Source organism: Tepidisphaeraceae bacterium (genome assembly GCA_035998445.1).
GTDB lineage: Bacteria > Planctomycetota > Phycisphaerae > Tepidisphaerales > Tepidisphaeraceae > DASYHQ01.
In genome coordinates this window covers 105,512-118,605 of the sequence record DASYHQ010000050.1, presented here as the reverse complement: position 1 = coordinate 118,605, position 13,094 = coordinate 105,512, and the positions used below count along the sequence as shown (strand labels likewise).

Here is a 13,094-nt window from a genome sequence, read left to right as displayed (position 1 = left end):
ATTATAGCGGATAGCACGTTACCAAGCGCGGGATCTCATCGGAACCGATGATCCAGACGCTCAGCAGCGTCGCCGTCCGTCCATCCTTGGCAAGCATGGGAAACCGGATCTCGTACTTCTGCCCGTAAGGCGAGCGATCGGTGCCGACGGCATCGCCTTCCTGCGCCGCCTTCAGCAACGCGGAATGCAGCAGGCCCCATTCGTCTGGCGTGATGCCAATTGCGCTAGCGAAGAGCCGAGCCTTATGCTTTCCCACCGGATGGGTTGCGCTAAGGCAGTAGTCGATCAGCTTGCGCGGATCGACCACCGCCCTGTCGCCATTGGGGAGTCGCGGCATTCAGCCTCACCACTTCTTCGCCTGTTGCGCGACCTTCATCGGCAGCCCGAACAGATCGATGAACCCGCGGGCGGCGGTCACGTCGTAGCCTTCCATGCTGAAGCTGGCCAGTTGCGGGTCGTAGAGGGTGTTCGGCGACTTGGCGCCGACCTGCATCGCGCGGCCCTTGAAGAGCTTCACCTTGGCAACGCCGGTGACGGTGGCGTTGGTGTGGTCGATGAACGCCTGCATCGCCTCGCGCAGCGGGTGGAACCATTGGCCGTAGTAGACCAGTTCCGCGTAGCGCAGCACTAGTTGCTGCTTGAAGTGGGCCGTGTCGCGTTCGATGCAGATCTGTTCGAGGGCTTTGTGGGCCTCGTAGAGGATCGTGCCGCCGGGCGTTTCGTACACGCCGCGGCTCTTCATGCCGACCAGGCGGTTCTCCGCCAGCACCGTCACGCCGACACCATGCTTGCCACCGATTTCGTTCAGCAGCGCCAGCAGTTCGTGGCCGGGCAGGGACTTGCCGTTCACGCTGACCGGGTTGCCCTTTTCGAAGCCGATCTCGACGATCTCCGATTGGTCCGGGGCTTTCTCCGGCGGCACCGTCATCGTCAGGCACGCCTCCCAGTTCGGCTCGGCGTCGGGGTGTTCAATCTCGGCGCCCTCGTGGCTGATGTGCCACAGGTTGCGGTCCTGGCTGTAGATCTTCTTCTTCGAAACGGGGATCGGAATGCCATGCTTTTCGGCGTAGTCGATGGCGGTCTCGCGGTCGCGCAGCTCGAACTTCGTGTCCTTCCAAGGCGAGATGATCTGCAGCTTCGGGTCGAGCGCCATGTAGGTCAGCTCGAAGCGGACCTGATCGTTCCCCTTGCCGGTCGCGCCGTGGCCGACGGCGTCGGCGCCGGTCTGGTGGGCGACCTCAACCTGCTTGGCGGCGATCAGCGGGCGGGCGATGCTGGTGCCCAGCAGGTAGTCCTGCTCGTAGATCGCGTGCGCCCGCAGCATCGGCCAGCAATATTGCTCGGCGAACTCCTGGCGCAAATCCATCACGATCACCTCGTCGGCGCCGCTCTTGTAGGCCTTCTCCTCCACGCCCTTCAGTTCACTGCCCTGGCCCAGCTCGGCCGCGAAGGCGACGAGTTTCACGCCCGGGTAGCGCTCCTTCAGCCAAGGCAGGATGACGGAGGTATCGAGGCCGCCGGAGTAGGCGAGGACGATTTTCTTGGGGTCGGGCTTGGATTGCGTGGCCATGATCTGGGCTCCGTGATGAGGTTCGTTTGTTGTTCGAGCGGCACAGTATACGAATTGCCCATGGGCGGGGAATGGGATGGAATGGGGAAGGGTGAGGAGGCAGGAGTTGCTATGACGTGAGTTGTCATCCCGATGGGAGGCTTGCCGACCTGAGGGATCTCGATTGCACGAGAGTCGCTCGAACAGTCGAGATCCCTCCCGTCGCCTGAGGCTCCGCTCGGGATGACATCCTTCTCCACTGGGTCCCTTGTTTAAGCAGGGTTCGCGTCTTGACCTGCGCCCTCCAACAGCGACGATCCGCAGCACGATGGAAGCGTGGCTGGACAGGATATTTCCGCACGGATCGGTCGCCGGTGGGTTGGCGATCTTATCGCTGGCGATCGTACTGGGTTTGTTCGCAGGCGCGATTAAGGTGCGCGGCGTCAGCCTAGGCGTGGCGGCGGTGATGTTTGTGGCGCTGGGCCTGCGCGGGCTGGGATTGGTGATTGACGACGACGTGCTCGGCTTCATGCGCGACTTCGCGCTGGTGCTATTCGTCTATTCGATCGGACTGCAGGTGGGACCGGGGTTTCTGTCGTCACTGCGGGCGGAAGGGCTGCGGCTGAACCTGCTGGCGCTGGCGGTGGTGGTGCTGGGTGCGGTGCTTACCGCGGCCATCGTGCTGGTGTTCCATTTGCCGCGCGAGACGACGCCCGGCCTGTACACCGGTGGCTTCGCCACCACTCCGGCATTGGCGGCGGGCGAGGAAGCGCTGCGCGACAAGTTCAGGGGCGACCCCGCCGGCGACGCGGCGCTGCGGCTAACGTCGTCCGTTTACGCGGCCGCCTACCCGTTCGGGCTGCTGGGGCCGATCATTTTGCTGATCCTGTTTCGCCGAATCTTTCGAATTGATGTGGCCGCTGAACTGAAGGCCCTGCGCGAAGTGGAGAATGCCAAACGGCCGCCCATCGAAGCGATGGACTTCGAGGTCACCCGGAAGGAACTGGACGGGGTGCGCATTCGCGACCACGCGTTGCTGCGCCAACACAACCTCGTTCTGTCGCGCCTGCTGCGCGAGAACGTGCTGACCGTGCCGAGCGCCGACACCGTGATGCGCGTGGGCGACGTGTACCGCATGGTCGGCTCCAGGCGAGCGCTGGAGGAGTTCGTGGAGCACGCCGGCCAGCGGAAGCCGATTGATGTGAAGACGGCGGTGGGGGACGTCGAGCGCGTCGTGCTGATCTTCACGCACAAGCCCAACCTTGGCCGCACGCTGCGCGAGATGGATCTGACCAAGCGTTTCGGCGTGACGATCGCGCGCATCAGCCGGGCTGGCGTGCAATTGACGCCAACGGCGTCGCTGGCGCTGCGGTTCGGGGACACGGTGACGGTCGTCGGACCGTGCAACGGTGTTCGATCGGCCGAGGCGGAACTGGGAAACTCGATCGAGGTGCTGAACCGGCCACAGCTGATCCCGATCTTTCTAGGCATTGGGCTGGGCATCCTGGTGGGCAGCATTCCACTGGCGCTGCCGGGCCTGCATTCGGGCATTCGCATCGGCTTGGCAGGTGGGCCGATGCTGGTGGCCATTTTGTTGTCGCAGATCGGCAACGCGGGGCGTATCGTCTTCTACCTGCCCGACAGTGCCAGCCTGCTGCTGCGCGACTTCGGGATGGCCGTCTTCCTGGCCTGCGTTGGGCTGCGGTCGGGCGAGGAATTCTTTGGACTGCTCTTCGGTGGCAATGGGCTCGCACTAATGGCGTGGGGCGCGCTCGTCACGCTAATGCCGATGCTGCTGGTGGGCCTGTTCGCCCGGCTTGTGATGAAGCTGAACTACGTCACCCTCTGCGGCCTGACCGCCGGCGCGATGACCAGTTCACCCACGCTCATCTTCGCCAATGACCTGACCGATTCCAATGTCCCCAGCGTCGCCTACGCTGCGGTGTATCCACTGGCGATGTTGGTGCCGGTGTTTTGCACGCAGTTGCTGGTGACGTTTATGGTGTGAGGGCGCGTAACGATATGGTGCAACGCGTACCCGGGTGATTCATGCCGTTGAGCCGCGGGCTTGCCCGCGATTCTTCGAGAGCCCGTCGCGAGCAAGCTCGCGGCTAAACGGGCGTGCTGGATATTGACGGGAGATGTCTAGACCGTCGAATCGTGCAGGTTAATGTCGCTCGTCGGGAAGGCGTTGGGGTTAGCTTGTTTGATGAGGATGTGCTTCACCAGCTCCAGCCGGGTCAGGACTTGGTCCATGTCGGCAGGACGCTTCTGGGGCTTGGTGGCGATCATCTCCATCACGAGGTTCGACAGCGGGGTCGGCACGCGCGGGTTCAGCCCCTGCGGGGTGTCGAAGGTGCTGTCGAGCAAGAAGCTGTTCTCGCCCTTTTTGTTGACGGTGTACAGCGTCGGGATGTGCCGGTTGGTCAACGTCCAGTAGAGCGTGGCACCAAGATTGAAGACGTCGGTCTGCACAGAAATTGGGCGACGCGCGACTTGTTCCGGCGCGATGAAGTCGGGGGTGCCTTGGATGCGTTCCTTGACCGTGCCAATTTTACAGCTCTGGCCGTAGTCGATCACCTTCACCCGGCCACGATCGTTGCGCAGAATGTTGTTCGGCTTGATGTCGCAGTGCGCGAAACCGGCGGTGTGCATCGCCTTCAGGCCTTGGGCAGCCTGAATGAACGCATCAACGATGTCGAGCATCTCGGTTGGCGGGCGCACGTCGAGCGGCTTGCCATCGACCAGCTCCATGATCAGGTAGGCGTCGGTCACCTTTAGAAGCATGGTCTTGACCAGCTTCAGCTCGTATGTTCGGCGAAGGTTGGGGTGCTGGAAGTCCTTCGAGATGGCGTACTCGGCCTCCATCTGCTCAATAAAGCGGATGTCTTTCGGATCCTTGCGCTCGACATGCTTAAGCGCAAAGCTCTGGCGCGTGTTGGGATCGGTCACGGAGTAGATAATACTCCGCGCACCTTCTCCCAAACGCTCCAACACATCATATTGGAGGATTTTCTGACCCATGAATTTTGGTCCACCCTGGTGTTTCATCCGCTCAAGCCATTCGGGTGGTATTTGGCTGAGATCGACCTATTGCGGGAGATAATAGGATAATAAGAACTCGCGCAACACGATCAGAGAAACACCCCTGAACCTTATAGAGCGATTGTCCCGGTATGTTGTCTCGACAAAATGATGTCGTGAGAAAAAGCCTGAGATCGCCCTACGTCAGGCACAATAGATGAATCGGAGCCCAATAGCAAGGGAAAGTTAGGATGGAGGACGGGGGCGACATTGCTGCCTAGAAAAGAGGCAAAAGTCTACCCAGATTGACAAGGGATTGAGCGATATGGGAACGAGATCCGGGGACGGTCGAGTTCTCGTTAAAGCGGCGACGCCGCGTGTGGAACACGGGTGAAGTCCGGAAATAGAACTGGCCGCTTTCGCGGCCAGTGTCATTCGTGTGGGTTGTCGATCGCGTGCCTGATCTGTCCGTTCTATGGCAGCAGGCTCTCCCGGAACGCGGTGCTGGGGAAGTAGCGTCCGGCACCGGCTGCGCTTTGCGTATCGCGGGCGAGCAGGATGCGGTTGGCGGGGATGTTCATGCGGTCCTGCAGCAGGGTGACGAGCCGGGTCAGGTGGCGCATCTGCTTGGCGGTGGGGAGGGTGGAATCGAAGTCGCCCACGATGCAGATGCTGATGCACGCCAGGTCGATCTCAGCGGCCCCGGCCGGGGGCAACGCCGGCATCTGGTTGTTCCAGCGCTGGCTGACCTGAATCTCACCGTCGAACGTTCCCTCACCGTTACCGATGAGGAAGTGGTCGCTCAGCCCACCGGTCGGCTGACCCAAGGTCGACACGTTGCCGGCTGCGGTCTTAGAGTGGTGGATGTAGACGTAGCGCCAGTGGTCGTCCCGCGTGGGCTTGGCGGTGTCGAAGATGACGTTGAGCGACGCCGGGGCGTCGATCGCGAATAGACTGTTGGCCGGCCCGTTGTTGCTGAGCGGTGCGGGCGCCAGCGCCAGCAGCAGGGCGCAGGTCAGCGTCAGCACACCTACGAGACTCGTAAACACCACAAACTTGCGTTCAGATTTTCGCACAGTTCCCACCGATTGACGTCCTGTCTAGCCGTGGGGCCGAGGTTCCAATAAATCCTCGGTCCGCAGCCTTTTCATCGGCCCGAACCGGAGGACTTTGACACAAAAAGTTTAGAAGTTTCTCAAGTCGCTCATCCGTGAGGCGCTGGAGGTAACCGTGACGCAGTTTAACCACTTATCCGACAAATGCACGAAGCGGGATATAGGGAAACCGTATGAGTAAACGTGCGCGTCGTAACGATTGTTCGGAACGTTCGCTTGCGGTTTCGCAGACCCCGACCATTCGGATGTCTGCGAAACCGCAAGCGGTAGACGCGGCGTTTCTGTCCAATTCTGGTCTATTTCAGGCTGTTACGGGCATATTTGCCTCTTCTTTGGCGTGGATCAGGTGGTACTCATAGGCATCTACGAGCGCCTGCCAACTCGCGTCGATCACATTGGTGCTGACGCCGATCGTACCGAACAACTCGCGCGTGCCGTCGGCGCGCTCGCGCTTGCACTCGACGATCACGCGCACCTTGGCAGCGGTCTCGTCCTTGGAGTTGATGACGCGCACCTTGTAGTCCGTCAGTCGAACCTTGGCGATCTGGGGCAAGTGGAACGCTAGGGCCCGGCGGAGGGCTTCGTCCAGCGCGTTCACGGGCCCGTCACCCTCGGCGACGTGGTGCTCGGTGATCTCGCTGACCTTTAGCTTCACCGTGGCTTCCGAGACCGCCGAGTCAACGTCGTAGCGTTGCACGCTCACCCGATAGTGGTCCAGCGTGAAGAACGACTGGTACCGGCCGATCTCCTTGCGCAGCATCAACTCGAAACTCGCCTCGGCGGCCTCGAACTGGAAGCCTTCGTTTTCCAGATTTTGCACCCGATCAAGCACCTTGCGCAGCGTGACCTTGTCGTTCTCCAGGTCGAACTTCTTCCCCGCCGACGCCATGATGTTCGACACACCGCTCATCTCGCTGATCAGGATCTTGCGGGTGTTGCCGACGGATTCGGGCGACACGTGTTCGTAAGTGCTGGAGTCTTTCTGCACCGCGTGCACGTGCATGCCACCCTTGTGGGCGAACGCGCTGCTGCCGACGTAGGGCTGGCCACTGATAAGGTTCATGTTGGCGGTCTCGTAGACGAAACGGCTGACCTCGGTCAGGTGCTTTAGTGAATCACCGGCCAAGCAGTCCAACTGGTACTTCAGGCGCAAGTTGGCGATGAACGGCAGCAAATCCATGTTGCCGCAGCGCTCACCGACACCATTGATGGTCCCCTGACCATGATCGGCGCCGCCGCGCACCCCCGCGAGCCCGTTGGCGACGGCGACGGCGGAGTCGTTGTGCGGGTGGATGCCGATGATGGCGCCCGTCGCCTTGCGGACGGCCGCGACGGTCGACTCGACAAACTCCGGCATGCTGCCACCGTTCGTGTCGCACAGGCAGAGCACGGTCGCCCCGGCCTCTTGGGCGGCGCGGAGGGTCTGCAGCGCGTAGTCCGGGTTGCTGCGGTACGTGTCGAAGAAGTGCTCGGCGTCGTAGACGACCTTTCGGCCGGCGGTGGTCATCAGCTTCACCGTGTCGGCGATCATCGCCAAGTTCTCTTCCAGCGTGACATTCAGCACGGCCTTCACGTGGAAGTCGCTGGTCTTGCCGACGATGGTCACGACCGGCGTCTGCGCGTCCAGCAGCGACTTCATGCCGGGGTCGTCCTCCGCCTTGATGCCCCGCCGGCGGGTCATGCCGAACGCCGACACCTGGGCGTGCTTCAGCTTCAGCTCGCGCACGTCGCGGAAGAAGGCAGCATCCTTCGGGTTGGAGAGCGGGAAGCCACCTTCGATGTAGTCGACGCCGAGGTCGTCCAGCTTCTGGGCGATCAGCAGCTTGTCCTGCAGCGACAAGTTAAACCCCTCGCCCTGGGTGCCGTCGCGAAGGGTGGTGTCGTAGATCTCGATGCGTCGTGTGCTCATGTCGTCTCTCTCGCCTTTGAGGTTTGGGGGATGAAGCGTACCCGCCAAACGAAAAAACCCTGCCGCAGGGGCAGGGCCGTCAACTCATCTTGCAACATCCACGCACGCTGGCCCTACCCGAGTTGTCCTGGGGTAATAATGATGCCGGCGGTCGCGGTGAAGGTCTTCATGTTCAGTAGTAGTGTAGCGGGGAACGCGGGCGGGTCAATGGAAGGGGGAAGTGGGAAGTAAAGGCAGTGGATTGGGCGCGGCCCTCTGGCCCCTCTCCCGGTACACCGGGGGAGGCTGGGTGGGGGTGATTTCGAATGACGAGCAGCGCGGAACGCAATGACCAATGCCCAAACCCGAATGACCATTGAATGCCCGATCACCAATCCCCATTAAAGAGAATGCCACTATTGGGAATTGATCCTTGGGATTTCATTGGTCATTCGGGTTTGGGCATTGGTCATTTGCTTCATAATTTACCCCCACCCAGCCTCCCCCGGCGTACCGGGAGAGGGGCCGGAGTCCCTCCCTTCGCCTTTCTCACTTCCCACTTCGAAAACATTATCGCGCCACCCGCGCGTCCGGCCTTTGATTGACGGTCCCTACAGGCAGGGCTAGTATCGACCGACATAGAGTGACCGAGCAGAAACGAGGACAACGCATGTCGAATCTGGACTTTAGAAACATTGATCCGCGGGCGATCGGCCGTGTCGCCGAGGCCGTCAGCCGCACGTCGGTGCGCACCGCCGAGGCGATGGACAACATGGCGCGCAACGGCGACCCGCAGATCATTCCCGGTCGTGGGCCGATCTGCATGCCTGCCGCCATGCCCGGGCCTCCGGGTGGGGGCATGAACCGCTACCGCGAGATGACGCTCGAGGAAATGCTGCTCGAGAACCGAGTGGTCTTCCTCGTCGGCGAGATCAACCACGTGACGGCATCGCGCGTCATCATGCAGATGCTGTACCTGCAGAGCGTGAAGCGCGACCAGGACATCAACTTCTACATCAACAGCCCTGGCGGCGTCGTCGACGACACGCTGGCGATGTACGACATCATGAAGTTCCTGACCTGCGACATCGCCACCTACTGCATCGGCCGGGCCGAGAGCGGTGGCGCGATCGTGTTCGCCGCCGGCAAGAAGGGCAAGCGCTACATCCTGCCCAACGCCAAGGTCATGATCCACCAGCCGTTCGGTGGCGTGTACGGCCAGGCGGCCGACATCGAGATTCAGGCCGAGGAAATCCTGAAGACCAAGGAAGTGCTGATCAAGATCCTGGCCAAGTGCACGGGCCAGACGAACGAGCGCATTCAGGAGGACAGCGAGCGCGATCGCTTCTTCGACGCCAAGGCCGCCGTTAAGTACGGCCTGGCCGACGAGATCCTCGGCGAGGACGCCCCGGCCGAGGTCGCCGAGGCCGCGGTGGATGGGTCGAAGCCCAAGTGAAGTAGTGGGCCTACCGCTCACTGAGCCATGTACCTCTCCATCGACCATCCCTCGATCGCCTGCCGCGACTTGCGGAAGATGGTGGATTGGTACTGCCAGACGTTTGCGATGAAGGTCATCGTGGACGATGGCAACGCGGTGTTGATCGGGTACGACGACACCGTGAGCGGTGGGGCGATGATCGAGATGGGCCCGGCGACCGACGCGGGACCGGCCCAGGGGCAGTTCGGTCGCATGCAACCCGGCATCCGCCACGTCGCGCTGCGCGTGAGCGACTTCGACGGGGCGTACGCGAAGCTGCAACGCCTCGGCGTCTCGTTCGTCACCGACGCGCCGGGACAGGCCCTGGGCGGTGGCAAGACGATCCTCTTCCGCGACCCGGAAGGGAACGAACTGCAGATCGTCCAGCGGTAACGGAGCTATCAGTCATGCATTACGAAGCGATTCGCGACAAGCTGAAACAGCAACCGTTCGATCCGTTTGACATCGTCTTAAGCAGCGGAGATCGATACCGCGTGCGGCATCCGGATAATGTACTGATTACAAAGCGTAGCCTCGTGGTCGCCGTGTCGTCCCCGAAACAACGCAGCGACATCCCGGAATCGTACGCGTCGGTCTCTTACCTGCATGTCGCTTCGCTCGAACCGGCACTGGACAAGAAATCGTCGAAGCGATCGAACAACAATTGAGAGAGATTATGACGCAGAACACCCTGATCCCGATGGTCATCGAAAAGTCCGGTCGCGGCGAGCGCGCCTACGACATCTACTCGCGCCTGCTGAAGGACCGCATCATCATGATGAACGGCCCCGTGACCGACGACTCGGCCAACGCCGTCATCGCGCAGATGCTGTTCCTGTCCAACGATGACCCCAAGACCGACATCCAGCTCTACGTCAACAGCCCCGGTGGCAGCGTGAGCGCGGGCTTCGGCATCGTCGACACGATGCAGTTCCTCCGCTGCGACGTCGCCACCACCTGCATCGGCATGGCCGCCAGCATGGGCTCGGTGTTGCTGGCCGCCGGCACAAAGGGCAAGCGGTCGGTGTTGAAGAACAGCCAGGTCATGCTGCACCAACCGCTCATCGGTGGCGTGATGCAGGGCCCGGCGACCGACCTCGGCATCGAGGCCGCCCACATGCTTCGCCTGCGCGACCGCCTGTACAAGATGATGAGCGACTACACCGGCAAGACCACCGAGCAGATCCACCGCGACTTCGATCGCAACAAGTGGCTGTTTGCAGAAGAGGCCGTCGAATACGGCTGTGCCGACCGCATCCTCGACCGCGCCCCGAGCGTTGCGCCCCGCGCGACCGATGCGGATGAGAAGGAATAGTTTTACGTCCGGCCCCTCTCCCATGTATTCATGGGAGAGGCTGGGTGAGGGTGATTTCGGACTGCTGACGACTGTCGGAAGAACGGAAATCACCCTCACCCAGCCTCTCCCGGCGTACCGGGAGAGGAGTAGGAGTGCCGTCCTTCGTTCGACCGAGCCCTGATGCCCGATCATCCCCACATCGCGATTCGTTCTGGGACTTCAAAATCCCGCTGCGCGATATTGGGGCAAAGTTTGTTGATGGTGGCGGCCATCTCCGGTCTAGCGCTCATCACCACAGGATGCGGCGGCCCCAGCGCGGCCAACATCGCGCTGCGGAAGGAAAACCAGAACCTGAACGACCGCATCGTCGAGCTCGAACGCCAGCACAAGGCCGACACCCAATCGCTGGCCGTCCTTGGCGGCGCCCCCAACACCACCCAGCCTGCCGTCAACCCAACGCGGTTGCCGGAACTGTTCACCGTGGTCGAACTGAAGATCGGCCGGCTGACCGGGCCCACCGAAATCACCACCACCCAGCCCGCCATTCCCGCGCTAAAGGTGCAGGTGGCCCCGCGCGACGATACCGGCGACACGATCAAGGCCGCCGGGCGCATGATCGTTGAGGTGACCGACCCGCACCAGTCGCCCGAACCGTTGCTCGGGCGATGGGAGTTCGGTCCGGAAGAGTTGAAAAAGCTCTGGGTCAGCTCGACGTTCGTGTATGCCTACGTGCTGCCGTGCCCGTGGGAAACGGTGCCGCAGGTGGAAGCGGTGCGCGTGAAGGTTCGGTTCATCGACTTCCTGACCGGCCGGGCGATCGGTCCCGCCGAGCGCATCGTACAGATGCCGAAGGCTCAGTAGCTGGGCTGCCGTGGGGGCGCATCGTGTGGCAGGGCATCGTCGGCCGTCGTCGGCTGCGTGGTGGGGGCCGAGCCCGACGGGTTCGGCGAAGATCGACAACCCGCGACCGCACCGATCGCAATCGCCGTGAACATGATCAGGTGTATGAACTGCATGTGATTGCGTGAGCATAATCACGGCAACGCTCACTGCAACAACGCCGCCTTAACGGGACGATTTTATGGCAGACGAACCGCCGATGGATCGCCGGAAATTCTTCAGGCGGGGATTGCGCGAACTGCTGAAGCCGCTGGCGCAGGTGGTGGATACGGCGTCGCAGGTCGCTAGCCAAGTGGGCAAGATCGAGCCCCCGGCCCCCAAGCCGCCAGCGAAGCCAGCCCCACCCATGCCGACGATCCGCCCGCCAGAGGGGGAGACATCGGTGCGAAGTACCAGCCGTTTCCCTACGCGGCCACCGCAGGATCAGTCTTCTCAATAGCCGAAAGCGGTTCATCGCACCCGGGCAGCATGTCGGCGATGCGCACGCCGTTGACCGATTCGATCTTCGGCCCATCGCCTGGCGACAGCGTGATCGTCTGGTCGTCCAGCTTCTCGTCGCTGCCTAACCGCCGCACACCGGGGAAGTAGGGGGCCTTCGCGTTCACGCTCGTGACGATGGCGCGTGAGCCGTCGGACAGGCCAACGGTTGACCCCGGCAGGTAGGGCGGGGCCACGACCGCGAGCATGCGGAGCACCATCGGATCGATCGCGGCACCGTGCGCCGTGCGCAGCAGGTGCAGGACCTCCAGGTTGGGGCGGCGCTGGCCGTCGGCGGCGGTGCAAAGGCGGTCGAAGAGGTCGGCGGCACCGAGGATGCGCGCGAAGATGTGGATCTTCTTACCGGCCGGGGCCTGCTTCACACCATCGAGGTCCATCGCGGGGAAACCGGTGCCGTCGAGGCGCTGGTGATGGTGCAGCACCGCGCTGGCGGCCGTCGCCTCGACGCCCGACTGGATCATCTCGTAACCGAGGCGCGGGTGTTCCTCCCACTCGCGCCGCTGGGCTTCGTCCAGCGTGGCCGCCGACGCGATGTGCTGTTGCTGAAGGGGGCGCGGCAGTTTCGTCTTGCCCAGATCGTGCAGCATGGCGGCCACACCGAGATTTACGGTCTCCTTCGCATGCCCGACCGGCAGACGGCTGCGCTCGGCGATCAGGTACCCCTCGAGCTTGATGCCCAACACCAGCGCCAGGTGCGCCACCGCCGTCGCGTGACCGACGGCGTCGTCGTTCGAACGCGCCAGCTGTTCCATGAAGACGGGGTTCTGCCCACTGCCGAGCAGCGTGCAGATCATGTCGCGGGTACTGCCGTAGTAGTCGTTGTACGCGATCGCGGGCTTCGTGCTGCGCTGGCAGGTCTCGATCGTCTTCTTGATCTGGGTGTAGATGCGCTGGCGCTCGGGGCTGAGCTGTGGCGCGAGCAGTTTGTCGAGGTCGTCAAGGCCGGGAAAGTCGACGAAGACGCAGGCGATGCCGAGGTCCTTCAGGCGCTGGATGACCGCCGCCTGCAGCACGTAGCCACGGTTGAGAAGCGTCTGGTCCGGCTGATCCGGCTTGGCGACTGGCGCCGCCAGGACTTGGCCGGGCTTGAGTTCAAGGGTCGACACCGTCAGCACAAATGGGCCTCGCGTGAAAGGTTGGAGGTGCCTGTTGGGCTTATCGGCTTCGATGTGGTGATACGTTAGGTGCCGTACCGGTGTTTTCTGCTCCACTTCGGTTTCGGTTGGTGCGAGGGAAGCTTTCGTCTGTCATGCGGCTCGCACTTCAGGCGCTCACCGTCATCCTTCGGAGTACCTCAGGATGACGGTCGCTGCTCTGTCGAGTGATAAGTATCAGCCGGCACGGCC

Annotated in this window: 14 protein-coding genes; 7 read left to right on the top strand and 7 right to left on the bottom strand. The window is 62.4% G+C overall.

Translation table 11 applies throughout. The features are described 5' to 3' along the window. Position 1 precedes the first annotated feature (1 nt). Both VGN72_18810 and VGN72_18805 read right to left on the bottom strand, forming a co-directional pair. Positions 2–337: a hypothetical protein gene (locus tag VGN72_18810; protein ID HEV7301421.1), complete on the bottom strand. Its 336-nt coding sequence runs from the start codon at positions 335–337 to the stop codon at positions 2–4. A 6-nt stretch (positions 338–343) separates the two neighbouring features. Next, on the bottom strand, positions 344–1,570 hold the full coding sequence (locus VGN72_18805; protein HEV7301420.1) for an argininosuccinate synthase: 1,227 nt from the start codon (positions 1,568–1,570) through the stop codon (positions 344–346). Positions 1,571–1,877: 307 nt separating this feature from the next. Between VGN72_18805 and VGN72_18800 the strand changes: the two genes are divergently transcribed. After that, positions 1,878–3,557 (top strand): putative transporter, encoded by a 1,680-nt coding sequence (locus tag VGN72_18800; GenBank protein HEV7301419.1) that lies wholly within the window; start codon positions 1,878–1,880, stop codon positions 3,555–3,557. 137 nt (positions 3,558–3,694) lie between these two features. Here the strand turns inward: VGN72_18800 and VGN72_18795 are convergent, their stop codons facing one another. The 3 genes from VGN72_18795 to cimA form a co-directional block, all read right to left on the bottom strand. Then, positions 3,695–4,573 carry a serine/threonine-protein kinase gene (locus VGN72_18795; GenBank protein ID HEV7301418.1) on the bottom strand — a complete coding sequence of 293 codons (879 nt, stop codon included), beginning with the start codon at positions 4,571–4,573 and terminating at the stop codon, positions 3,695–3,697. 473 nt (positions 4,574–5,046) lie between these two features. Then, positions 5,047–5,622 (bottom strand): peptidoglycan recognition family protein, encoded by a 576-nt coding sequence (locus tag VGN72_18790; GenBank protein ID HEV7301417.1) that lies wholly within the window; start codon positions 5,620–5,622, stop codon positions 5,047–5,049. Between the two features lie 367 nt (positions 5,623–5,989). After that, entirely contained in the window at positions 5,990–7,597 is a 1,608-nt protein-coding gene (gene cimA, locus VGN72_18785; GenBank protein ID HEV7301416.1) for a citramalate synthase, read from the bottom strand. Between the two features lie 649 nt (positions 7,598–8,246). On the opposite strand from cimA, the gene VGN72_18780 reads away from it, so the two are divergent. From VGN72_18780 to VGN72_18760, 5 genes are all read left to right on the top strand, one after another. Next, positions 8,247–9,032 (top strand): ATP-dependent Clp protease proteolytic subunit, encoded by a 786-nt coding sequence (locus tag VGN72_18780; protein ID HEV7301415.1) that lies wholly within the window; start codon positions 8,247–8,249, stop codon positions 9,030–9,032. 27 nt (positions 9,033–9,059) lie between these two features. Then, entirely contained in the window at positions 9,060–9,446 is a 387-nt protein-coding gene (locus tag VGN72_18775) for a VOC family protein (protein HEV7301414.1), read from the top strand. 14 nt (positions 9,447–9,460) lie between these two features. Beyond that, on the top strand, positions 9,461–9,721 hold the full coding sequence (locus VGN72_18770; GenBank protein HEV7301413.1) for a hypothetical protein: 261 nt from the start codon (positions 9,461–9,463) through the stop codon (positions 9,719–9,721). 8 nt (positions 9,722–9,729) lie between these two features. Further along, positions 9,730–10,368: an ATP-dependent Clp protease proteolytic subunit gene (locus VGN72_18765; GenBank protein HEV7301412.1), complete on the top strand. Its 639-nt coding sequence runs from the start codon at positions 9,730–9,732 to the stop codon at positions 10,366–10,368. 240 nt (positions 10,369–10,608) lie between these two features. Continuing rightward, positions 10,609–11,211, top strand: coding sequence for a hypothetical protein (locus tag VGN72_18760; protein HEV7301411.1), 603 nt, complete (start codon positions 10,609–10,611; stop codon positions 11,209–11,211). Here the strand turns inward: VGN72_18760 and VGN72_18755 are convergent. Next, positions 11,205–11,366: a hypothetical protein gene (locus VGN72_18755; GenBank protein ID HEV7301410.1), complete on the bottom strand. Its 162-nt coding sequence runs from the start codon at positions 11,364–11,366 to the stop codon at positions 11,205–11,207. The two genes, VGN72_18760 and VGN72_18755, sit on opposite strands and share 7 nt — an antisense overlap. A gap of 65 nt (positions 11,367–11,431) precedes the next feature. On the opposite strand from VGN72_18755, the gene VGN72_18750 reads away from it, so the two are divergent. Beyond that, the gene (locus VGN72_18750; protein ID HEV7301409.1) at positions 11,432–11,689 is read left to right on the top strand and encodes a hypothetical protein; all 258 of its coding nucleotides are present in this window, start codon (positions 11,432–11,434) and stop codon (positions 11,687–11,689) included. On the opposite strand, the gene VGN72_18745 is transcribed toward VGN72_18750, so the two are convergent. Next, positions 11,655–12,854, bottom strand: coding sequence for an HD domain-containing phosphohydrolase (locus VGN72_18745; GenBank protein HEV7301408.1), 1,200 nt, complete (start codon positions 12,852–12,854; stop codon positions 11,655–11,657). The genes VGN72_18750 and VGN72_18745 overlap by 35 nt on opposite strands. Positions 12,855–13,094 lie beyond the last annotated feature (240 nt).

Bases quoted from the DNA above. Each gene is read 5' to 3' on its own strand.
- VGN72_18775 (HEV7301414.1), top strand. From the start codon at position 9,060: ATGTACCTCTCCATCGACCATCCCTCGATCGCCTGCCGCGACTTGCGG.
- VGN72_18765 (HEV7301412.1), top strand. From the start codon at position 9,730: ATGACGCAGAACACCCTGATCCCGATGGTCATCGAAAAGTCCGGTCGC.
- VGN72_18805 (HEV7301420.1), bottom strand. From the start codon at position 1,570: ATGGCCACGCAATCCAAGCCCGACCCCAAGAAAATCGTCCTCGCCTAC.
- VGN72_18780 (HEV7301415.1), top strand. From the start codon at position 8,247: ATGTCGAATCTGGACTTTAGAAACATTGATCCGCGGGCGATCGGCCGT.
- VGN72_18795 (HEV7301418.1), bottom strand. From the start codon at position 4,573: ATGGGTCAGAAAATCCTCCAATATGATGTGTTGGAGCGTTTGGGAGAA.
- cimA (HEV7301416.1), bottom strand. From the start codon at position 7,597: ATGAGCACACGACGCATCGAGATCTACGACACCACCCTTCGCGACGGC.
- VGN72_18760 (HEV7301411.1), top strand. From the start codon at position 10,609: ATGGTGGCGGCCATCTCCGGTCTAGCGCTCATCACCACAGGATGCGGC.
- VGN72_18810 (HEV7301421.1), bottom strand. From the start codon at position 337: ATGCCGCGACTCCCCAATGGCGACAGGGCGGTGGTCGATCCGCGCAAG.
- VGN72_18770 (HEV7301413.1), top strand. From the start codon at position 9,461: ATGCATTACGAAGCGATTCGCGACAAGCTGAAACAGCAACCGTTCGAT.
- VGN72_18755 (HEV7301410.1), bottom strand. From the start codon at position 11,366: ATGCAGTTCATACACCTGATCATGTTCACGGCGATTGCGATCGGTGCG.
- VGN72_18800 (HEV7301419.1), top strand. From the start codon at position 1,878: ATGGAAGCGTGGCTGGACAGGATATTTCCGCACGGATCGGTCGCCGGT.
- VGN72_18750 (HEV7301409.1), top strand. From the start codon at position 11,432: ATGGCAGACGAACCGCCGATGGATCGCCGGAAATTCTTCAGGCGGGGA.